The 21,326-nt window shown below is 51.9% G+C and carries 15 protein-coding genes; 5 read left to right on the forward strand and 10 right to left on the reverse strand.

The features are described from left to right. The first annotated feature begins 101 nt into the window (after positions 1 to 101). Both KQY15_RS15595 and KQY15_RS15600 read left to right on the forward strand, forming a co-directional pair. Complete coding sequence (locus KQY15_RS15595; RefSeq protein WP_217670805.1) at positions 102 to 1,247, forward strand: efflux RND transporter periplasmic adaptor subunit; 1,146 nt, start codon at positions 102 to 104, stop codon at positions 1,245 to 1,247. A 3-nt stretch (positions 1,248 to 1,250) separates the two neighbouring features. Further along, on the forward strand, positions 1,251 to 4,355 hold the full coding sequence (locus KQY15_RS15600; RefSeq protein WP_217670807.1) for an efflux RND transporter permease subunit: 3,105 nt from the start codon (positions 1,251 to 1,253) through the stop codon (positions 4,353 to 4,355). A gap of 125 nt (positions 4,356 to 4,480) precedes the next feature. Here KQY15_RS15600 and KQY15_RS15605 read toward each other — a convergent pair whose 3' ends face one another. The 4 genes from KQY15_RS15605 to KQY15_RS15620 form a co-directional block, all read right to left on the reverse strand. After that, a complete protein-coding gene (locus KQY15_RS15605; protein WP_217670809.1) occupies positions 4,481 to 5,098 on the reverse strand; it encodes a TetR family transcriptional regulator in 618 nt (205 codons plus the stop codon). Positions 5,099 to 5,172: 74 nt separating this feature from the next. Then, positions 5,173 to 8,370, reverse strand: coding sequence for a sensor histidine kinase (locus tag KQY15_RS15610; protein WP_217670811.1), 3,198 nt, complete (start codon positions 8,368 to 8,370; stop codon positions 5,173 to 5,175). A 172-nt stretch (positions 8,371 to 8,542) separates the two neighbouring features. After that, positions 8,543 to 9,250 carry a M15 family metallopeptidase gene (locus KQY15_RS15615; protein ID WP_254795765.1) on the reverse strand — a complete coding sequence of 236 codons (708 nt, stop codon included), beginning with the start codon at positions 9,248 to 9,250 and terminating at the stop codon, positions 8,543 to 8,545. Further along, entirely contained in the window at positions 9,247 to 10,641 is a 1,395-nt protein-coding gene (locus KQY15_RS15620; RefSeq protein ID WP_217670813.1) for a Na+/H+ antiporter NhaC family protein, read from the reverse strand. The genes KQY15_RS15615 and KQY15_RS15620 overlap by 4 nt, the downstream gene beginning before the upstream one ends. A 235-nt stretch (positions 10,642 to 10,876) precedes the next feature. Between KQY15_RS15620 and KQY15_RS15625 the strand changes: the two genes are divergently transcribed. Further along, positions 10,877 to 11,647: a hypothetical protein gene (locus KQY15_RS15625; protein ID WP_217670815.1), complete on the forward strand. Its 771-nt coding sequence runs from the start codon at positions 10,877 to 10,879 to the stop codon at positions 11,645 to 11,647. Here the strand turns inward: KQY15_RS15625 and KQY15_RS15630 are convergent. Further along, entirely contained in the window at positions 11,585 to 13,783 is a 2,199-nt protein-coding gene (locus KQY15_RS15630) for a tetratricopeptide repeat protein (RefSeq protein ID WP_217670817.1), read from the reverse strand. The genes KQY15_RS15625 and KQY15_RS15630 overlap by 63 nt on opposite strands. Positions 13,784 to 13,908: 125 nt before the next feature. Here KQY15_RS15630 and KQY15_RS15635 point away from each other — a divergent pair, with 125 nt between their 5' ends. Continuing rightward, positions 13,909 to 15,336 (forward strand): M14 family zinc carboxypeptidase, encoded by a 1,428-nt coding sequence (locus tag KQY15_RS15635; RefSeq protein WP_217670819.1) that lies wholly within the window; start codon positions 13,909 to 13,911, stop codon positions 15,334 to 15,336. 15 nt (positions 15,337 to 15,351) lie between these two features. On the opposite strand, the gene KQY15_RS15640 is transcribed toward KQY15_RS15635, so the two are convergent. Next, positions 15,352 to 15,906 carry an NADPH-dependent FMN reductase gene (locus KQY15_RS15640; protein WP_217670821.1) on the reverse strand — a complete coding sequence of 185 codons (555 nt, stop codon included), beginning with the start codon at positions 15,904 to 15,906 and terminating at the stop codon, positions 15,352 to 15,354. A 162-nt stretch (positions 15,907 to 16,068) separates the two neighbouring features. On the opposite strand from KQY15_RS15640, the gene KQY15_RS15645 reads away from it, so the two are divergent. Then, positions 16,069 to 16,581, forward strand: a complete 513-nt coding sequence (locus KQY15_RS15645; RefSeq protein WP_217670823.1) for an META domain-containing protein — start codon at positions 16,069 to 16,071, stop codon at positions 16,579 to 16,581. 26 nt (positions 16,582 to 16,607) lie between these two features. Here KQY15_RS15645 and KQY15_RS15650 read toward each other — a convergent pair whose 3' ends face one another. The 4 genes from KQY15_RS15650 to KQY15_RS15665 are packed head-to-tail and all read right to left on the reverse strand — an operon-like array spanning position 16,608 to position 21,199. Next, the gene (locus KQY15_RS15650) at positions 16,608 to 17,798 is read right to left on the reverse strand and encodes an exo-beta-N-acetylmuramidase NamZ family protein (protein WP_217670825.1); all 1,191 of its coding nucleotides are present in this window, start codon (positions 17,796 to 17,798) and stop codon (positions 16,608 to 16,610) included. Continuing rightward, positions 17,795 to 18,715: an N-acetylmuramic acid 6-phosphate etherase gene (gene murQ, locus KQY15_RS15655; protein WP_217670827.1), complete on the reverse strand. Its 921-nt coding sequence runs from the start codon at positions 18,713 to 18,715 to the stop codon at positions 17,795 to 17,797. The genes KQY15_RS15650 and murQ overlap by 4 nt, the downstream gene beginning before the upstream one ends. 33 nt (positions 18,716 to 18,748) lie before the next feature. Then, entirely contained in the window at positions 18,749 to 19,618 is an 870-nt protein-coding gene (locus KQY15_RS15660) for a glucosamine kinase nucleotide-binding domain-containing protein (RefSeq protein ID WP_217670829.1), read from the reverse strand. Continuing rightward, positions 19,619 to 21,199, reverse strand: a complete 1,581-nt coding sequence (locus KQY15_RS15665) for a sodium:solute symporter (RefSeq protein WP_217670831.1) — start codon at positions 21,197 to 21,199, stop codon at positions 19,619 to 19,621. Between the last annotated feature and the right edge of the window lie 127 nt (positions 21,200 to 21,326).

Consider the following 21,326-nt stretch of genomic DNA (forward strand, 5'->3'; position numbering starts at 1 on the left):
TGCCGGGCTAATCTGGCCGCAGTAGCCGGGTATTTTTATACCCGTATCCGGCGCAACGTTACTTTTAACTATCAACAGATATCGCCAATACAGGACACACTATGCAAGACATTAAGCCGTGGAGTAAACCACTGATGATGCTGGCCGGTATTTTGCTGCTGGCAGGCTGCAGCGAGCCCCCGGCGACAGCCAGCGTTAATAGCCCGGCGCCTGAAGTGGCGGTCGTCACCCTGGCTGAGACAACGGTACAGCTGACAACAGAATTGCCCGGGCGCACGACCGATTTTCTCCAGGCTGAAATCCGGCCGCAGGTTAGCGGCATTTTACAGCAACGGCTGTTTACTGAAGGCGAACAGGTGGCCGAAGGCCAGCTGCTGTATAAAATTGACCCTGCGCCATATCAGGCAGCACTGAGCAGTGCCCAGGCCGCGCTTAGCAGTGCCAAAGCAATGCAGCACAATGCCCGGTTAAAAGCACAGCGGATAAAGGGTTTACTGGGTAATAAGGTCATCAGCCAGCAGGATGCCGATGACGCAGAAGCTGCCCTGATGCAGGCCGATGCAGCTGTGGCCAGCGCTGAAGCCGCGTTGTTAACCGCCCGGATAAATTTAGATTATACCGGTATAACTGCGCCGATCGCCGGCCGGATTGGCCGCTCGATGGTAACAGTCGGCGCTTTACTTACTGCGAATCAGGCCGAGGGGCTGGCGACTATCCGCCAGCTTGATCCCATTTATGTTGACTTAACCCAGTCAGGCAATGAGCTGTTAAAGCTTAAGCAGCAACTGCGGGCCGATCCGACAAGCAGTGAAACCGCCAACATGCCGGTAGAGTTACTGCTGGATGATGGCAGCCGCTATAGCGCAACCGGCAGGTTACAGTTTTCTGAAGTAAATGTTGACCCTGGTACCGGGATGGTGACCTTGCGTGCGGTGTTTGGGAACGAACAAGGCGATTTGCTACCCGGTATGTTTGTCCGTGCCAGGCTGCACCATGGCAGCAACAACCAGGCGATATTAGTGCCGCAAAAAGCGGTAAGCCGCACGCCAAAAGGCGAGGCAACGGTGCTACTGGTAAACAGTGCCAATCAGGTTGAGCTCAGAGCAGTCAGCCTTGGCAAAAGCTATGGCCCAAACTGGCTGGTAACCGATGGCCTGCAAGCGGGTGACAGAGTGATTGTTGCCGGCTTACAAAAAGTGCGGCCGGGTGCCACGGTAACCGTAGTCAGCGCGCCAGACGGGGAGTAAGCCATGGCAAATTTCTTTATCAGCAGGCCTATTTTTGCCTGGGTTATTGCCATTGTGATTATGCTGGCCGGTTTGCTGGCTATTAAACAGCTACCCATTGAGCAATATCCGCGAATAGCGCCACCGGCAATCAGTATTAGTGCATCATACCGTGGTGCGTCAGCCCAGACCGCAGAATATGCGGTTACTCAGGTCATTGAGCAGGCTATGAATGGCCTGGATAACCTGATGTATATGTCGGGCAACTCAGACTCATCAGGTAACATCAGCCTGACCCTGACCTTTGAAACCGGCACCGATGCCGATATTGCTCAGGTGCAGGTGCAAAACAAACTGCAGCAGGCCCTGCCGCTGTTACCACAGGAAGTGCAGCAAAATGGCGTGCGGGTAGCGAAATCCAGCGGTGGCTTTCTGATGGTTGTCGGTTTTATCTCAGAAGATGGCAGTCTTGAGCGGGATGATATTGCCGATTTTGTGGTAGCCAATATTAAAGACCCGTTAAGCCGCACCTCCGGGGTTGGTAATGTCCAGGTATTTGGCAGCCAGTATGCGATGCGGGTATGGCTGGATGCCGATAAACTGAACCAGTTTCAGTTAACCCCGGCAGACGTGACCGCGGCGTTACGAGTACAGAATAATCAGGTTACGGCAGGACAGTTAGGCGGCGCACCAGCGTTACCCGGCCAGCAGTATAATGCGGCTATTCTGGCCCAGACCCGGCTGACGTCGGCCGAAGAATTTGGCCAGATTTTGCTGAAAGTAAACAGTGACGGTGCCATGGTTAAACTTAGCGATGTGGCGCGGGTTGAGCTGGGCGGTGAAGATTACTCTATTATTGCCCGCTACAACGGTAAGATGGCAACCGGTTTAGCAATAGAGCTGGCCACCGGTGCCAATGCGCTGGATACCGCTGCGGCGGTCAAGGCTAAGCTGGCAGAATTAGAGCCGTATTTCCCCCGCGGTTTAACGGCGGTTATTCCTTACGACACCACGCCTTTTGTTGAAGTATCAATAAGCTCAGTGGTGCAAACCCTGATTGAAGCGATTATTCTGGTGTTTCTGGTGATGTATCTGTTTTTACAGAACTTCCGGGCAACGCTTATTCCCACTCTTGCCGTACCGGTGGTGCTGTTGGGCACCTTTGGCGTTATGGCGGCCTTTGGTTTTACCATTAATACCCTGACCATGTTTGGCATGGTGCTGGCTATCGGTTTGCTGGTGGATGACGCCATTGTGGTGGTGGAAAACGTTGAGCGGGTGATGAGCGAAGAGGGCCTGGGCCCGGTTGAAGCCACCCGCAAATCAATGGGCCAGATCACCGGCGCGCTGGTGGGTATTGGTCTGGTACTATCGGCGGTGTTTGTACCCATGGCGTTTTTTGGTGGTGCCACCGGCGCCATTTATCAGCAATTCTCGATTACTATTGTTACCGCAATGGCGCTGTCGGTGCTGGTTGCGGTTATTTTTACCCCGGCGCTGTGTGCCACCATGCTCAAGCCTGTTCACGGCGATCACCAGGCGAAACGCGGCTTTTTTGGCTGGTTTAACCGCGGTTTTGAGCGCAGTAACCAAAGTTACCAGCGCGGTGTGGCCGGCATGCTGGCCCGGCCAAAACGTTCAATGCTGGTGTATGGCGTTATTGTAGCGGTAATGGCACTGATGTTTATGCGCCTGCCGACCTCGTTTTTGCCAGAGGAAGATCAGGGCGTGTTTTTAAGCATGATCCAGTTGCCAACCGGGGCCAGTCAGGAGCGTACCGAGGCGGTAATGGACAAGGTTGCCGCCCACTATGCCAGTGAGGATGCGGTTGAGTCGGTATTTACTGTATCGGGTTTCAGCTTTGCCGGGCGTGGCCAGAATATGGGCCTGGCGTTTGTGCGCTTAGCCGATTGGGACCAGCGTGGCCCTGCCGATAGTGTTCAGGCAGTAATAGGCCGGGCCTGGGGCTTTTTTGGTACGGTAAAAGAAGCACAGATTTTTGCCTTTAACCTGCCACCCATCGCAGAGCTTGGCCGGGCAACCGGTTTCTCGTTATTTTTACAGGACCGCGGCGGCCTGGGCCATGATGCGCTGCTTAACGCCCGTAATCAGTTGCTGGGCATGGCTGCGCAGCAGCCGAACCTGATAGGCGTAAGGCCCAATGGCATGGAAGATGCGCCGCAACTGCAAATTAATGTTGATCAGTTAAAGGCGCAGGCGTTGGGCGTATCACTAAGCGATATTAACCAAACCTTGTCGATTGGCTGGGGCTCTACCTATGTTAACGACTTTGCTGATCGCGGCCGGGTGAAAAAAGTGTTTGTGCAGGCCGAGCCTGAGTTTCGGATGACACCGGAAGATATTCAGCGCTGGCATGTGCGTAATCGCGACGGTGAGATGGTTAGCTTCGCGTCTTTTGCCAGCAGTGAGTGGGTTTACGGGCCGCAGCGGCTGGAACGTTATAACGGGGTATCGGCCATGGAAATTCAGGGCGAGCCTGCGCCAGGCACCAGTTCGGGTGACGCCATGGCAACCATGGAGCAGCTTATCAGTCAGTTACCTGACGGCATTGGCTTTGAATGGACGGCAACCTCTTATCAGGAAAAGCTGTCTGGCTCGCAGGCCCCGGCGCTGTATGCGCTGTCTGTTCTGGTGGTGTTTTTATGTCTGGCGGCGTTGTACGAAAGCTGGAGCGTGCCTTTTGCCGTTATTTTAGTGGTGCCACTGGGGATTATTGGCGCACTGAGCGCAGCCTACCTGCGTGGCATGGGTAACGATGTCTATTTTCAGGTGGGCCTGTTAACCACTATGGGGCTGGCATCGAAAAACGCGATATTGATTGTCGAGTTTGCCCGCGAGTTGCAAAACCAGGGCAAAGAACTTACCGCAGCCATTCTGGAGGCCGTGCGGCTGCGATTGCGGCCAATTATCATGACGTCGATGGCCTTTTCACTTGGCGTGCTGCCGCTGGTCATCAGTTCTGGTGCGGGTTCAGCCAGCCGCAATGCGATTGGTACCGGTGTGCTCGGTGGCATGATCTCGGCCACTGTGCTGGCAGTGTTTCTGGTACCGGTGTTTTATCTGGTGGTGATGAAAGTTTTTGCTAAAAAAGCGGCGGCGGTTAGCTGAGTTATGCCTTAGCAGTTCGCGCCGTTAACAGTGCGATTATAACAGCGCACTTATAACAGCGTGCTTATAACAGTTAGTACCTTTGCCAGCTGAACCGCCTAGCAATTGCGGCCAGCTGGCTTTTTTTATGGCTTTTTTAAACCCTGTAACATGGTATCAATCAGGGCCGGGGCATGCTGCATCAGATCACACTGCTGCGGCTTTAATAAAAAATGACTGATGATACCGCCAACGTACATATGCATGGCATTCGCTGCCAGCCTGGGCGTGATGCCGGCACGTAACAAGCCGGCGGCTTCGGCGCGTTCAAAGGCGCGCTGCATAACAGCGACTGTCTGGGTATCTAATTCATCCTGCTTGGTTACAGCGGGGTTTAACTCATCAATGTATTCGCAACGATGAAAAACAATAGTCAGGACCCGGCGCTTCTGCTCGCTGCTGGCGATCAGTTGCAAGCCATTGGCAAATAACTGCTGTAACTGGCTGAACGGATCAGCGTTAAGGTTATTATCTATTTCGGTTAACATGGTTTGAAACGGCAGCCGCACCCGCTCCATCATGGCATTAAATAAATCGGCTTTATTCTGAAAATGCCAGTAAATTGCGCCACGGGTAACATTGGCTGCTACCGCAATTTTCTCCAGAGTAGTGCGGGAAACACCCTGCTCAAAAAACAACAACTCGGCTGCATCCAATATGGCAGCACGGGTACTTTCTGCTTCGGCTTTAGTGCGTCTGGGCATAGTTAATTTACTGTCAGCTGGTTAAAAAATAGCATCTGCGAATTCTAACAGATCTGACGTAATTGGGTGCAGTTTTATGCCTGTAGCGGCAAGGTCAGGTAGAAAGTTGTGCCTTTTCCGGCCTCAGAGACGAAGGTGATATCGCCTTGCATGGCATGCATTAATTCCTGCGACAGCGCCAGACCTAAACCGGTGCCGCCCTGCTCTCTGGTGTTGCTGGCATTTTCCTGGGCAAACCGTTGAAATATCCGCTGCTGAAATTCAATAGCAATGCCGGGGCCTTCATCTGCAATGGCAATAATAAGATTGGTGCTTTGCTGTTGCAGGCTGATTTTTACCTCACCCTGCTCTGGTGAAAATTTAATGGCATTCGACAGCACGTTAGCCAACACCTGCAATAAACGGTTTTCATCAACCAGTGCAATGGTAGCCATGTTATCCGGCGCCGGTATATAACATAAGCTTACCTGGCGTTTATGGCCATAAGGAGAGTTTTCGGCAATGGATCGTTGCACAATTGCAGAAATATCGTGGGGTTGCATCGAGAACACCATCTGGCTGGCACTGAGTTTCTCTAAATCCAGTAAATCGTTAATCAGCAGGGTCAGGCGCTGGCTATTGCTGGCAGCAATCTGCAGTAAATGCTGCTTTTTATCCTGCTTGTCGTCAAGGGAGCCAGACAACACCAGATTAAGGGCACCGCTGATTGAGGTAAGGGGGGTACGCAATTCATGGCTGACAGTAGAAATAAACTGGTCTTTCATTAAATCAAGCTGCTGCAGTTCCTGGTAAGCCTGCTGCTGTTTTTTTAAACTGTGTTCCAGCTCAGTTGTCCGTTCGGCGACCGCTTGTTCCAGCAAGGTATTTACCTGATGTACCTTGCTAACGTGAGATTTAACGAGGTAACTTAACAGGCCGGTAATGGTTAGTAAAAATAGCGCCTGAATAGTTTTGCGTTGCCACCAGTGGGGCTGAACTTCGATGGTTAACTGGCTTATTTCGCCACTGAAAAGTTGCTGGTTGTTGCTGGCTTGCATATATAAGGTATAGGTACCCGGCGCCAGATTGGTATAAGACGCAATATTGCTGTTGTTCAGTTGTTGCCAGTTGTCGTCATAACCACTGAGTTTATATAAATAACGATTGCGGGCGGGATTGTTAAAGTCAAAGCTGGCGAAATGAAACGCTATTCTTGACACATCGGCCGGCACCGTTACTGATTCCAGTGGGGTTAACAATCCGCTGGCAGTGGCAGGCTTTTGATCAAATGTTACTTTGGTTATGGCTTGTGCAACCGCTGGTAAAGGTTGCAATAGCTGGCCGGGGGCAACTAACTCTAACCCGGCGTCCGATCCAAAATAAAGCTGGTGCTGATCTTCAGCCACCGCAGTAAACATTATTTCATTGCTGCGTAGCCCATCTACCTGGTCGAAGTGAGCAACAGTCCCGTCAGGCTTTATTACATCAAGACCAGTTGTACTCATTACCCAGATATTATTGAGCTTGTCGGTATAAGCCCCGACCAGTGATTTGCCAAAAAGGCCGGCATCGTTATCGATTAACCGGACGGCACCATTATCCGGGCTTATCCGCAACACCCCCTGTTCAGAACAGGCAACAACAGTATTGTCCGGTGCATGAGCAAGACAGGTAAGCTGGCCGGTGAAATCAGGCGACAATAACAACGAGTTAATTACGGTTGTGATTGGCACAATTGCCATCGTTTGCCGGTCGATTAAATATAAACCAGTCAGCCGGCTTGCCAGCCAGATATAGTCTGCTGTAACAAGCATGGCCTGAATGGCGTCGCCTACCATGTTCTGGCTGATATCGGCCAGCAAATGCCTGACCGCACCGGTTTGGTTGTCAACCAACAGCACCCCATTATTCCAGAGATTAATAATGGTTGTATGATCAGCAATAAATTGAATATCGCGGGCGTTTTGTTGCGCCAAGCCTATTGCGGTATAAGGCGAGGCAAACCGGCTAAACTGGCTGGTTGTATTATCATAATGGAAAATACCGTTGTCGGTGCCGACCCAGATTACGTTGTCGGGTGCACGGCGAATAACATTTACTCTGCCTGGCATGCTATGTTGCTGCACTTGCTGTGAGGTATGAGAATAACGACTTACGCTACCGTGCTGACCAAGCCATAGCTGGTCAGGTTCAGCCAGTAAACTTAAGACCGGGGCTGTAATATTGCTTTGCAATGTTGCCAGTGCCGGATCTGTAGTATTTTGGAAGGCACCGCGCTGGCGGGTTTTGAAGAACAAACCGCTTTCCCGGGTGCCAACCCAGGTAACCTGGCTTTTATCAATAAAAAATGTCCGGACATTAATATGCTCAAGCTCGACATAATGTTGTTGAAAACGTTTGATAAAAACCCGGTTTGCCGGGTCAACTGAATAGATGCCATTAAAGGTACCAATCAGTAAATTACCGTCCACGCTGGTACTCAGTACATTAATGACAGGTAGTGCTTGCTGATCAGGCAACCTGATCCGGCTAAAACGCTGTTTTTCAGGTTGATAGACGAATAAGCCCCGGCTGGTACCAAGCCACAGCTCGTTATCGATCACCTGCAACGCCCGGATAACATTATCGGCACTGCCACTGCCATGTGGGAAGAGTGGTTCAGCAAACCCTTTGTCTTCCTGCCAGCTTATCAACCCTGCAGAGGTGGCAATCCACAGTGTGTTATCTGTGGTTTGGGCAAAATCCCATATGCGTCTGCTGGGTAAGTTATCACTTTGCTGATCGATACGGCTAAAACCGCTTATTTCGTCATAGCGGTTTATTCCTTCGGTAGTCCCAACCCATACACGCTGCTGCTGGTCGGTAAATAACTTCTGCACAAACGGACTTGCCAGGGCGTCAGATGTGCCGTCAAACAGTTCAATTTTACCGCTGTCGGCATGAATTTTTGCCAGGCCGTAACCCCAGCTGCCTGCCCACAGGTTGTTTTGACGATCGAAGGCGATAGCATCAATATCGGGTACTGATTTCAGTTTGGTAAGGGTTTTGTTTAACAGTGGTTGCTGCTGGAACTGATAGCCGTCAAATTGCATTAAGCCGGTATTGGTAGATGCCAACCACAGGTAACCGTTGTGGTCCTGGTTAATACTGTAAATGCCGACATTGGGTAAATTGTTGTCTATCAGTATTTTTTCAAAATGTGTAGTAGTTGCGGCCGCTATGCCAGCAGCGCAGCAACCAAGGTAAACGATTACCAGAAGTGTGATGAGTCGCTTCAGAATTACAGCTGCCAAATGTTACTACCGCTGACACCAGAATAGCTTCAGTGTGTTAGATGGCACAACTGAAAGCAAGTTTTCAAGTGCGAAACTTGCCAGTTGCCGGATAATAAATCAGTGGCGGCACTGCTATTGCCGACAATAGCGGATTAACTGACTGGAAAGATATCGTCGCCATCCGCAAGGCTTAGCGGACAATAAAATCAAAATACTGATCGGTATACACCGGTGGCTGGTGGGTAAAATGCCACCATTCCATGCTGTACACCTTAAAACCGGCCTGCAACATAATGGTTTCCAGTAACTGACGGTTCGCTTGCTGCGCTTCACTGATAGTAGGGTTGCCGACATTGGATACCGGGTCAAACATATCAAAAGGCGAGCCCATATCCAGCGGTTGCCAGTTGCCCGCTTCATCTTTGGCCGCCAGGGTTAAATCAATGGTACTGCCACGGCTATGGCCGGATTTTTCAGCAATGTATTCCCCTACCAGTTTATCTTTCTCCAAATTAGGGTAGTACTCAGCTTTTGTGCTGGTATCGGATAAATCACTGGCCCAGCGCATAAAATGGTTTACTGCCCGCTGCGGCCGGTAGCAATCAAAAATCCACAGGGTTAAACCTCTGGCGGCGGCCGCTTGCTGGGCATGCACCAGGGCATTAGCAGCGTTCTGTTGTAAATAACATTTATTGGCCTGGTAGCCATCTACCTGACTGCCAACAAAATTATTGCTGCCAAGGTAGGCCATATGAATTTGCGCGTCAGGTACCAGCTTTGCAACGTTGATAAAGTCAGCAGGGACTTCAGGCTCTTGTTGCTGTGCTGCCAGCGCCGGGCTGGCAAGTGTGTATAAAGTAAGTAAGGTGATCAGGGTCTTTTTCATCTCATTGCTCATATCATTAGTACCCCGGCGATGACAAAGCCAGTCAGGGCAATGCCGCCACACACCAGCGCATAGGGCAGCTGGGTTTTTACGTGTTCCAGTAAGTCACAGCCGGCGGCTACCGAGCTTACTGCGGTGCTGTCGGAAATAGGCGAGCAGTGATCGCCAAACACCCCGCCGCTTAAAATCGCTGCCAGGATAAGCTGTGGTGGCAGCCCCAGCAGGCTGACCATCGGCATACCAATCGGAATAAGAATAGCAAAGGTGCCCCAGCTGGTGCCGGTGGTGAACGAAATTAATGCACCGGCTAAAAACAGCAGGGCCGGGATCAGCACCTGCGGCAGGTTCTGATCAACAATGCTGGCAATAAAGGTACCGGTGCCCAGCAGCTTTAAGCTGGAACCGAGCGACAGTGACAACAGCACTATAGTAACCAGTGGCAGTAACTCACTGATGCCTTTAAAGCCAATATCGACCAGTTGCTGGTGTTTAAAGCGCCGGCTTAGCAGCATCATGCAGTACACTACCACGCAGGACAGCGCCGTGGCATACAACACCGATTTAGAACCCGAGCCCTGCACCAGTTGGCCGTTACCGGTTAACAGCATAAAGCCCAGCATGGCACCCACCAGGGTGACCAGTGGCACTAACATGTAAGATGGATGGCTGGCTTCAGTTTCAATTTCAGAATGATGCGACAGGGTATGCAGCTGCTGCTCAGATTTACGCATTGGCCCGTATACCTTGCCGCTGATTATGGTGTAAAGCACCACTAACAAGGTGGTAAGCGCATAAAAATTAAGCGGAATAGTGCCAATTAAAATAGCCACCGGACTTTGTGGTAAATCGTAGGTGCTTAGCAGCCCCAGAATATAAGCGCCCCAGCCATTGAGTAAAATAATAATGCAAATAGGTGCACTGGTACTGTCGATAATATAGGCCAGGCGGGCCCGGCTCATTTTAAATTTATCAAATAAACCGCGCGAGCTGATACCGGCAGTCAGCGAGCTTAAATTAGACTCTATAAAAGTTACACTGCTGATAAAAAAGGTTAGCAATCCGGCCTGGCGGCCATTGCGGGCAATACCTTTGTTGACCAGCATCGCTACCGTGGCCGACACCCCGCCGGAATAGCGCATATAAGCCAGTAAGCCACCGACCAGCAATGAGAACATTAAAATACGGGCATTATCGGCATCACCAGTAACGGCAATAATCCGCTCCAGGGTCTGTATACTGCCATCAAGCAGTAAACCGGCACCAAAGCTCTGGCCATTCTGAATAAATATTAAAAGCTCAGCGGTGCATAGTGATAACAACAATGCCAGAATCACTTCTTTGCGCCACAGTACCACAGCAATGGCGACAACCGCCGGAAGTAGGGTTAACCAGTCTGCCACCATAGGCTCCTTTTATTATTGTTATTGTCTGGCTTAGTCATTTTCAAAGACTTAAGACAAGCTACTACTTTTATACAGAGAACCGCCGCGCCGGGCAAGCCAGCGACTGGCGTTTTAAAGGTTTTCTGCTTTACTTAGCAGGCTCTAAATTAAATATGATCAACCTGAGGTTTGCCTTCGTGGTCTGGTAAGCAGTTTAACCGGTGAAATGCAGCATCAATAACAGGGAGTGCTGGTTATGCGTTGCTTTAAATATGCTTTATTGGTGTTGCTGTTTTGTAGTTTTGTGGCTGAAGCTGCGTTAATCCGGGGCGCTGGTCGGGGCTCAGAAACGGCGACCAGCCCGCAAAGTTATGGTTTATATGATAATAGTTACCTAAGTACCGGGTATTTAGTGCAAGGTGCGCCTGCAGTTAACTACGTTAGTTTTACTTCAGGTGATATTCCGCTATTAGCGGTGCCGCGTGATTGTTGGTTAATAGTGCCCTTTGGTACTTTGCCGCCACCGGAGTTCTGGCAGGAAGATCCCTGCTACTACGAGTTTGAACAAGGCGAACAGCTGGACTTTGAAAGCGCATTGTTATGGGATTTCCCCTCCGCATTTGCCGCAGAGTTTAGCTGGACCCTGACGCAGGGCGAGCAAAGCTGGGCGTTTTCCGCTTTACGGGAGAATGGCTTTAATCCTGCTGCTGCCATGCCAGCCGATCTACTGCCCGGTCAATACTGGCTGACCTTTACCAGTACCTTTTACTCCGGCCCGGATCAGGACTTTTATTACCGCAATTTGCGGGATGACTGTTATCCCGTGTTTATCGATGATGGCGATGAGAATTGCTACTACCATCTTGGTCGCCCGTCCGATGTGCTGAGTTTTAGCTCGCCAGCGGAGTGGGTATTTATTCTGGAGCCCAGTGCGGTACAGGTGCCTGTGCCGGCGACGTTAAGCTTATTTGCCGGTTTGCTGTGGTTTTGCCGGCGCCAATTCAGCTTCGGCTCGCGCCAGCGCTAACTGGCGCTGCTCACTTATAGCCGTATCGAGTTGCTGGCGCAGTGGCGCCAGCTGCTCTGTCGGTAGTGTGGCAAATATCGGATCGTGAAAAGTCCACCATTCGCGCCAGCCATAGGCCATCGCTTGCTGTAATTGGTGTACTGCTAGTTCAGTATTACCATTTAGCGCCGCCAGCCGGGCAGCCAGATGATTCAGGTAACTATCGCGGAGCTCACTTTGCAGTGCATCGTGTAATTGTTGCTGGCATTGGGCCAGCAGTTTATCAGCTTGCTGAATTTGTTCTTGTTGCCGCAAAGCCCAGGCTATTTCAATGGCAGGGCTGCACATTGGCATACTATAAAGTTCTGTATCGCTAAAGACAGGGTAGCTTTTAAGAAGCAAATTGACGGCTTCTGAGCCGTCACCTCGCAACATTTGGTATAACGCTGCCTCGAATTGCAACCATATGTCCCCGGGGCGGGCAGCTAACTCAAATTCCATTTCAGTAAATAGCGTCTGTGAATCACCAACACGGAGTAAATAGTTGGCGCGATATATGGGGTTGGTTGCCAGCTCTGGCTCCAGCTCAATCAGATTTAGGGTTAGTAATAAGCCGCGGTAATTTTGCGGATAGTAACTGTTATCTGGTGATAAATGCCAGGCCTGCTGCCAGTGGTACAGACTATCTGCCAAGTGTCCCTGATGAAAGGCCGTTAGCGCCAGACCAGCATGACCCAGTGGTGACGTTGGAAAGTCGTTCAGTAACTGGTTAAAGTTTTTGATGGCCTCTGCAAACTGGCCGCGAATGGCCTGCTCATAACCTTGGTTATATAACACGGCGACTGACACCGGGTCCAGTTGATAAGCAAGTTGCAGAGAACTTAAAGCCTGGTCATAGTGACCCAAACGTTTAAGTGTCAGGTATTGCCACATATGGGCGATGGCCAAGTTGGGGTTAAGCTGGATTGCTATAGCAAAGTTGCTAAGCGCCTGCTCCTCCTGTTGCAACATATCGAATAACCTGCCCTTAACCGCATAAGCTTCCGCGAGTTGTGGAGCCCGGGCAATTGCTTTATCCAGATATTCCCTGCCCAGGGTCGTCGCTATCTCAGTTTTTATGATGCCAAACTCTTTGCTGCTATCAGCCAATAGCAGTAGGGTATCCGCCAAGCCGACATAAGCCAGGGCATACTCCGGGTCCTGGCCTATCGCCTGTTCAAACAAACTGCGGGCCTGCTGCATCGCTTCACTGGTTTGCAGCCGGTAGTGTTCGCGGGCTTTTAAATAACTGATATAAGCATCGGCACTGTCGGTGCTGGCATTGGCGGATAAATCTTTAAGTGACTGGCTGTCTGTTAAGCGCGCCTGTAGTGCATTGGCCACTGAACGGGCGACTTCACTCTCCAGTTCAAAAATGTTTTTCAGCTCGCGCGTAAGCTGCTGGCTCCACAAAGTCTGGCCACTCTGGCCATCGAGCAGCTGCAAACGGATGTGCAGTTGCTGGCCGGTAGTACTGATAGTGCCGGTCAGCAATGCAGCAACATTAAGCCGGCTGGCGATGTCAACCGGGCTTAACTGCTGGCGGCTTAACACCTGACCGGAACTGGCCGCAGCCACGGTCAGGCCAGGGCTGCGACCGAGTTGGCTACTGATTTCCTCAGCCAGGCTGTTTGTCAGCAGCGCTAGCTCAGGTTCTTTTTCAGGTAAAGCGCGCTCAGGGCTGTCTTCAATTGGATTTATAGCGGTAAAAGGCAGTACGGCAATAGAGTTGGCTGTCAAACTTAATGGCTCTGCTGTCGCGACAGGCCGGCTAAGCAAATAATACTGATAGCCCAGCAGGGCACAGCACACCGCAAGCAGCAGTAAGCTGCTTTGCTGCTTAGCGCCAAACGTTGCTGGTCGCTTGCCATCAGCACCGGCAATTAGCTTAAGCCGGCCCTGCTGAACCTGATAATACCAGGCCAGATAACAGATGACCGGCACCGCCGCGACCAGGCTGATGGCGATAATACGACCGGGCAGCGGCGGCAGCTGCAACAGCTGACTGACCACCGCCACCACCTGCAACACCAGCCAGACCATAACCAGGTAGGCCAGTACTGTGGTTAACACTTTACGCTGGCGCAGTTGCTGGTAAAACTGCCGGGGACTGAACAATGAAATTATCCGGGTTGATTTAGCATTAGCTAAGCTTAGCTTACTGTCGCTAAAAATGCCCTGTACGGCCGGCTATGTTATGGTTAACATTTGTACCCGGTTACTTTGCGAAAAAAGAGGATGCCATGTTAAAGCACGTATCATTATGGTTAGCATTAAGTGCTGTGTTGTCGGGGCTGGCCAGCGCAGCGGATTACAGCAAATTTACTACCCCTGGCCTGGCCAAAGGCCAGATCACCCATAGCGATATTGCGCCGCTGATTAGTTACTATCAGCAACAAGACTGGCTGGAGACAACCGAGCTTGGCCGCTCGGTGGAGCAGCGGCCGGTATATCTGCTTAAAATAGGTAATGGCGAGCGCAAAGTGCTGGCCTGGTCGCAGATGCATGGCGATGAGCCTACAGCCACCGCGGCCATTTTCGATTTGCTGGCAATCATTGAAGCACAGCTGCAACAGCAGGCAGCAACCGGTGAGGGTGGCCCCGCCTGGCTGGATAAGATCACGCTGTATCTCGTCCCGATGCTAAACCCGGATGGGGCTGAGCGCAACAGCCGTTATAACGCGCTGGGCATTGACGTTAACCGTGATGCCCTAGCGCTGCAAACCCCGGAAGGCCAGCTGCTGATGCAGGCCGCTAAGCAAATTAAGCCGCATTATGGCTTTAACCTGCATGATCAGAACCGCTATCACGCTGCTGGTGACAATAAAAAACCAGCAACTATTTCGTTGCTGGCACCGGCTTTTAATCAGGCGCGGGAGATTAACCCAAGCCGCCATGCGGCGATGCAGCTGATAAGCGCGGTAAAGCCATTACTGGATAAAACGATACCTGAGCAGCTGGGCCGTTATGATGACGAATATTCTATGCGCTCGTTTGGTGATACGTTCTCAAGTATGGGCATTAGCACTGTATTGGTAGAAGCCGGTGGCAACTATAATGACCCGTTTCGCCAACTGGCCCGCCAGCTGAATGTGCAGTTGTATTTACGCTGGCTGGAATTGATTAGTACCAGCAGCTACCGCGATTACGATTTAAGCGGTTACAACAGCATACCGATGAACAACAGTGGCGGCATGAAGGATTTAATTATCCGCCAGGTTAATTTGCCGCAGGCTAACGGCACTGGCGTGCTGGCGCGGGTCGATTTAGCCTTTAATGCCGGTGGCAATGGCCGGGGCAGTGTTACGCTGCATGAAATTGGCGATGCCCGCATTTATGGTGCTTATCACCACCTCGATGCCAGTGGGATGGATTACAGTGCAGGTAAGGCATACGCCTTAAACGAGCCACTGACGTTAAGCCGCGAGCGTTATCTTCAGCTACTGGCTGATGGCTATAGCCACTTTAGCGGTAACGCCGGCCACCTTACCAACAATACTGATCTGCCGGTGGCACTGAACCCGCGCGGTGTAAACGGACCATGGCCGCAGCGCCATGCCAGCACGACTTTTTTGCTAAGCAAAGATAACAAGGTGCAGGTTGCGGTAATTAATGGCCGGCTAATCAGGCTGGTGGATGGCAGCCTGATCGATCCGTTTGCCGGCAATTAAAGCAGCACGAGTGTTTCAGCTTTTCTGGCCATTTAAACGCTGCTGCCAGGCCAGCAGCGCGGCCAGCAACTTGCGGACATTCGCCTGAATTTTATCATCGGTTAAATCACCGTCGTTATCAAAGGCGCCGCTGAAGGCATTGGCAAACACCTCAGGCTGATTCAGCGGGTGCAGATTTAAGTACACACACACCTGGCGTAAATGGTATTGAGAGCGTGACGACCCCATACCGGCAGCAGAACCCATAATAGCAACAGGTTTGCCGCTTAATAAATGATTGTCAGGTTCGCGCGAAGCCCAGTCGAGTGCATTTTTCAGTGCCGGTGCCAGCGAGTAGTTATATTCCGGGCAGGCCAGCAATAAGGCATCGGCTTCGGCCATTTGTTGCAACAGGGTTTGCACGGCCGCTGGTTTTTCGCCCAGGTCTGCATTATAAAAAGGCACTTCCATTAAATCTGCCAGGTGAATTTTCATGCCGTCGGGGCTATTGGCCATGGCATAACGCACCAGCCCACGGTTAGTTGATTTTGCCCGCAGGCTGCCGCAAATTGCTAAAACATTAATACTCATCTTAACTCCTTTATATTGAGGCCGGCTTTCAGTGTAGCTCATCCGGGCCGGAAGTCTGTTTTAAGTTCAGGCTGGGTAAAGTTGGCGGGCCGACAATGACCGCTATACAGTAGCTTTCTGATACTACTAGCATTGCTACTATTTTTTTCCACGGAGCTTGTTATGCGTTACAAAGTTAGTCAGCCTGGCAGTAAATGCCATTTTAAAAATGTGTTTTACCTGCTTTTTGCCGTGACAGGCATATTTATGCTGACCGCTTGTCAGCCCGAATCGAGCCGCCCGGCCAGTGAGCCGGCTCAGCAACAGTCGCCAACACCTGCACATGCTGACAGCGTAAATATTGCCGGCAAATGGCAGCTGACTGAGCTGCAGCAACAGCCGGTAGACCCCGATAACAAGGTGTTTTTACAGTTTGACCCCGCTGGCCGGGTAACCGGCTATACCGGTTGCAACAGCCTGACCGGCACCTATCAGTTGCAGGGCAGCCGCCTGAGTTTCGGCCCGCTGGCGACAACGCGCAAAGCTTGTCTGGATGAGACTGTCGAGCCACAACTACTCGATGTACTGAACAATGTTGACAATATCAGCATTGCCGCTGATCAGTTGAGCCTGAATCGGGCCAGAATGGCGCCGCTTGCCCGCTTTAGCCGGGTGCCGGCAGCAGCAGAGCAATAACGGCTCAGCCTGCTGCAGACAGTGTATCAGGGGTAGAGCAAATATGGCTGACGCTGTTTGGCAAAAGCCTCAAGTCCGTTTTGCCAGCTGGCCCGGATTTGCTGCTCGCTCAGCCCCTGCTCAATTTGCTGGCGTAAGGTATCACCACCGGCCAGTTTATCCATAAAGCCCGGCGAGTTAAAAAAAGTGGCATTGTTAGCAGCAAATAAACGTTGCCAGTTAATTAAGTAGCTTAAATCCAGGCCACCGGCGTTTACCTGGCGCAGGTCCTGGCCTTTAGCTGTTGTATCTTTTAATGGCGGATTCATCGCTGCGCCGGGTGTGGCTACCGGAGTAAACGCAAACTCACCCAGGCTGAACTTATCATAACCCAGCACCTGAAACGGGAAAGGCGTTCCCCGGCCCACGCTTAGCGGGGTAGCCTCGAAAAAGCCAAGTGACGGGTACAGGGCAATAGCCTGATCATTAGGTAAATTCGGGCTGGGCGGCACCGGCAGGCTGTAGCGCATATTACGCTGGTAATTTGCCACCGGGACGACGGTCAGCTGCAGCTGTTCGGCCTGATTAATCCAGCGTTCGCCTTTGATCATCTGCGCCAGCTCGCCAACGGTCATGCCATGTAGCAATGGTATCGGGTGCATGCCAACAAAAGACTGAAAGGCTAAATCGAGTACCGGGCCGTCAAGATAACGGCCATTCGGGTTGGGGCGGTCGAGCACCAGCATCGCAACATTGTAATCAGCAGCTGCCTGCATCAGGTAATGCATTGAGCTTATATAGGTGTAATACCGCACGCCAACATCCTGAATATCAAAAATAACAATATCCAGCGCCTGCATTTGTTCGGCACTGGGTGCCTTATTGGCACCATACAGCGATAGCAGCGGAATACCGGTTTTGCTGTCGATGCCAGAGCTGACAGTGGCACCGGCATCATGATCGCCCCTGAAGCCATGCTCGGGCGCAAAAATACTGACAATATTAACTTTGTTGGCCAGCAGCACGTCTACCAGATGCTGGTTGCCGGTTAGGGATGTTTGATTGACCAGCAAGCCAACTCTTTTGCCTTGTAACAGTGGCAGATACTCTGGCAGTTGCTCTGCCCCGGGAATGATAGCGCCGGAATCTGCCGGTGTTTTTGCAACAGAAGGCGCGTCAGGGGCAGGGTGGCAACCGGCCAGCCATAGCAACAGCAGTGCGCTTAACAGACGCTTCATTTTGCAGCCTCCAATGCCTTACTGACGAAGCCATTGCTGGCGGCCAGGGCTTGCTGACAGCTGGCTAAATCCTGGCCGGTCAGGATCAGTAGAATGGCCAGTTTTGCATTCATGCTGGCCTGCAGCAGGGCAGCATTAGCCGTAACACTGTCGCAATCAGTGGCTTGCATTACGATCCGCACTGCCCGGGCTTCCAGCTTCTGATTGCTGGCATGTAAATCGACCATCAGGTTCTGATACACCTTGCCGCTGCGAACCATGGCTGCGGTGCTCAGCATATTCAGCAGCATTTTCTGGGCGGTACCGGCTTTCATCCGGGTAGAGCCGGTCAGTACCTCAGGGCCCACTTCGGCACAAATAGCAATATCTGCTGCTGCCAGAATGGGGCCGCTGCTATTGCAGCTTATCGCCACCGTAGTGGCGCCCAGTTTCCGGCCATAGGCCAGGCCGCCCAGCACATATGGCGTGCGGCCACTGGCTGCTATGCCGACCAACACATCATCCGGGCCAAAATTAATCCCGGTCAGCTCTTCAACTGCCAGTTCCGGGCTGTCTTCAGCGCCCTCAACTGCCTGTTGAATGGCGGTAGTACCACCGGCAATCAGGCCAATCACCTGGTTAGCCGGCACACTGAAGGTTGGCGGACATTCGGCGGCATCCAGAATGCCCAGCCGGCCACTGGTACCGGCACCAAGGTAAATTAAGCGGCCGCCACAGGCAAAAGCCTGCACTATCGTGTCGACGGCCCGCGCCACTGCCGGCAAGCAAGGAGTAATGGCTGCGGCAACTGTGTGATCGGCCTGATTAATCAGACTGACAATGGCCAGACTATTCAGCTGGTCAAGTTTGGCAGACGCGGGGTTACGTGCCTCGGTACTCATGCCGGCCAGCTGTTGCAGTAATTCAGATTGACTCATCAGACGCTCACTTTTTACTTGTTGAGTTATTGTTCAGACGCTATGGGTGCCTGCCAGTTGTCTGGCGGCCAGAATTAGGCCGCCGTCCAGCGCATCACCGTGTGGGGGCTGCAGCAAGCTGGAAACATCAGCACTTAACAGCGACTGGCTGCTGGCTGCCAGGCCACCCAGTAATACTACCGGTAACGCCCGGTCACCGCGGCAGCAATGAATAAGCTCGGTTATCGCAGCGGCCTGCTGACGCAGAATTTGCCGGGCCAGCGGGCAACTGCTGTGGCTGAATACCAGTGGCGCCAGCGCTGCAAAATCGGTTGCGCTGGCTTGCTTTAACCAGGGTAATACGGTGCTGACATTGTCGCCACAGTGACTGCCAAGCGCCCGGGTTAACGGACTGGTAAGCCCTTCACCGCTATCAAGTTGCCACAGTAGCTGGCGTACAGCCAGCTTGCCAAGCCAGGCGCCGCCGCCTTCGTCACCAATATTAAAGCCCCAGCCGCCAACCTGTTGCTCAGTGCCATCAGCAGCTAAGCGCATGGCAACCGAGCCGGTACCCAGCGCAACCATTACCACCGGCTGGCCATTATTGGCACCGTACAGTGAGGTACGGGCGTCGGTAGTCAGCTGCCAGGCTGCAAAATTAAGCTGCAGTTGCTGACAAAAAGCATGGTGTAATTGCGGATTGCCGGCGCCGGCCAGGCCCACACAGGCCATCACTTCATTCAGGCCAATACCGGCCTGCTGACAGAGTTGCAAACTCAGCTGACGCACAGTACTGATGGCCAGTTCAAGGTCATTCGACAATTGGGCAGGGCCGCCGGCTGCTTGCCATTGCTGGCCGCTAACGGCATGTTGCAACCTGGCCACAGTTTTGCTGCCGCCGCCATCAACTGCCAGTAAATACATTTAATTCTCCAGGTTATTGGCCATTGCCGACGTCTTTGCCGGCGGCGGGTTGCCTGCCATGCATACCAGCCAGGCAACCAGGGTGCCCAGGCATAATTGCCAGGTAAAGCCCAGGTCAAATGCAGCCAGCTCAGGGCTGATAAACTGCAACAGGTATGGCTGCATTAACAGGGTCACTGTAAAGCCGGTCAGCAGTGCCGCAGTAACGCTGGTGCTGTTGCCTCTTTTGCTGAACAGTGCGGTAAAAAACACCCCAAGTAAACCGCTGTACGAAAACACCATCACACTCAGTGCAAACGCCAGTAACGGCATATCAGAATATTGCTGCCAGTAAAAACAGACGATGGCCATTACCGATAAGGTTACTGCAGTTAACAACATGGCCCACTGGCCAGCTCTGACATAGTGGCGCTCACTGGTTGCAAGCTGCTGCCGCTGGCGCCAGGGTTGATAAATATCGGCCACCAGCACTGAAGCCATTGAGTTTAAGCCGGAGGTAATGGTGGACAGTGCAGCTGCAATAACGCCCACTACCACCAGACCACGCAAACCTGACGGCATTTCGTTTAATACATAATACATAAAGACCGTAATTTGTTCACCGCCAAAACTGCTGCTGTAGCTGGCACTATTACTGAATACGTCCGGGCGTTGATAATAAATATATAATAATAAGCCAATAACGATAAACACCAGCATTACCGGGATCACCATAAGCGCTGATGATAACAGCGCTTTGGCGCCACCTGCGGCGGTTTTACAGGTTAGTACCCGTTGGGTCATATCCTGATCCAGGCCAAAGGCCGCGATATTCAGCAGCACAAAACCGGTCAGGGCAGACCAGATGGTAAACACGCCGCTGCTGCTTAAGTCGGGCCGAAAATCAAATAACAGTAATTTAGAGGTGCCATCGGCCAACGGTTCGCTCAAAACCTTGTATAAACTGACGAGATCCAGTTGCAGGCTGCTGTAAAGATAGCCAAGTACCACCAGTGCCGCTGTGACATACACCGCGCATTGCATAGCGTCGGTATAAATAACCGAGCGAATACCGCCGGCCATCGTACAGGCCAGGCCGATAACAGCCAGCAAGGCGATTGCGGTAACAACACTGGTTGCCTCAATGTTGTTAAACAACAGCATGGCGACGGCCAACGCCGCCATATAAAGGCGGGCCCCACTGGCAAATACCCGGCCAAACAAATACATTTTGCCGGCATGGTTTTTAGCGGTGGCATTAAAGCGGCTTTCCAGCAACTCGTAAACAGTGGTGACTTTTAGCTGATAATAGCGGGGGATCAGCCATTTAATAACCAGTAAGGTGGCAATAATGGCACCAATGTTGGTTGCCAGATAGCTTAAATTACCCCGAAATCCCATGTCGGGGCCGCCCAGAAAGGTTGCTGCAGATTGCGAAGTTGCCAGCACCGATATCGCCACCAGAAAAGGCGGCATGGCATTGCCACCGAGAAAATAATCACTGCTGCTGTTGGCCCGGCGTCGGTTTACCCAGATTGCCAGGGTGGCCAGCAACAAAAAATAACCAAAAAAAACCGTCCAGTCTAATAACGTCAATTGCATGGCGAAGTTCCCGACACATCGTATTAGGGTTAATTTTTATTTAGCAGCGCACCACTACTGGCGGGCGCACGTTTTTTTTGTTTTACTGCAAGCTGTTACTTTAACAACGATTACCGTAGCACAGTTG

It is taken from the genome of Arsukibacterium indicum (assembly GCF_019100565.1).
Taxonomy (GTDB): domain Bacteria; phylum Pseudomonadota; class Gammaproteobacteria; order Enterobacterales; family Alteromonadaceae; genus Alishewanella; species Alishewanella indicum.

What these genes read in the sequence shown, in the direction of transcription:
- KQY15_RS15595 (WP_217670805.1), top strand. Translation starts at nt 102, where the DNA reads ATGCAAGACATTAAGCCGTGGAGTAAACCACTGATGATGCTGGCCGGT.
- KQY15_RS15600 (WP_217670807.1), top strand. Translation starts at nt 1,251, where the DNA reads ATGGCAAATTTCTTTATCAGCAGGCCTATTTTTGCCTGGGTTATTGCC.
- KQY15_RS15605 (WP_217670809.1), bottom strand. Translation starts at nt 5,098, where the DNA reads ATGCCCAGACGCACTAAAGCCGAAGCAGAAAGTACCCGTGCTGCCATA.
- KQY15_RS15615 (WP_254795765.1), bottom strand. Translation starts at nt 9,250, where the DNA reads ATGAGCAATGAGATGAAAAAGACCCTGATCACCTTACTTACTTTATAC.
- KQY15_RS15620 (WP_217670813.1), bottom strand. Translation starts at nt 10,641, where the DNA reads ATGGTGGCAGACTGGTTAACCCTACTTCCGGCGGTTGTCGCCATTGCT.
- KQY15_RS15625 (WP_217670815.1), top strand. Translation starts at nt 10,877, where the DNA reads ATGCGTTGCTTTAAATATGCTTTATTGGTGTTGCTGTTTTGTAGTTTT.
- KQY15_RS15635 (WP_217670819.1), top strand. Translation starts at nt 13,909, where the DNA reads ATGTTAAAGCACGTATCATTATGGTTAGCATTAAGTGCTGTGTTGTCG.
- KQY15_RS15640 (WP_217670821.1), bottom strand. Translation starts at nt 15,906, where the DNA reads ATGAGTATTAATGTTTTAGCAATTTGCGGCAGCCTGCGGGCAAAATCA.
- KQY15_RS15645 (WP_217670823.1), top strand. Translation starts at nt 16,069, where the DNA reads ATGCGTTACAAAGTTAGTCAGCCTGGCAGTAAATGCCATTTTAAAAAT.
- KQY15_RS15650 (WP_217670825.1), bottom strand. Translation starts at nt 17,798, where the DNA reads ATGAAGCGTCTGTTAAGCGCACTGCTGTTGCTATGGCTGGCCGGTTGC.
- murQ (WP_217670827.1), bottom strand. Translation starts at nt 18,715, where the DNA reads ATGAGTCAATCTGAATTACTGCAACAGCTGGCCGGCATGAGTACCGAG.
- KQY15_RS15660 (WP_217670829.1), bottom strand. Translation starts at nt 19,618, where the DNA reads ATGTATTTACTGGCAGTTGATGGCGGCGGCAGCAAAACTGTGGCCAGG.
- KQY15_RS15665 (WP_217670831.1), bottom strand. Translation starts at nt 21,199, where the DNA reads ATGCAATTGACGTTATTAGACTGGACGGTTTTTTTTGGTTATTTTTTG.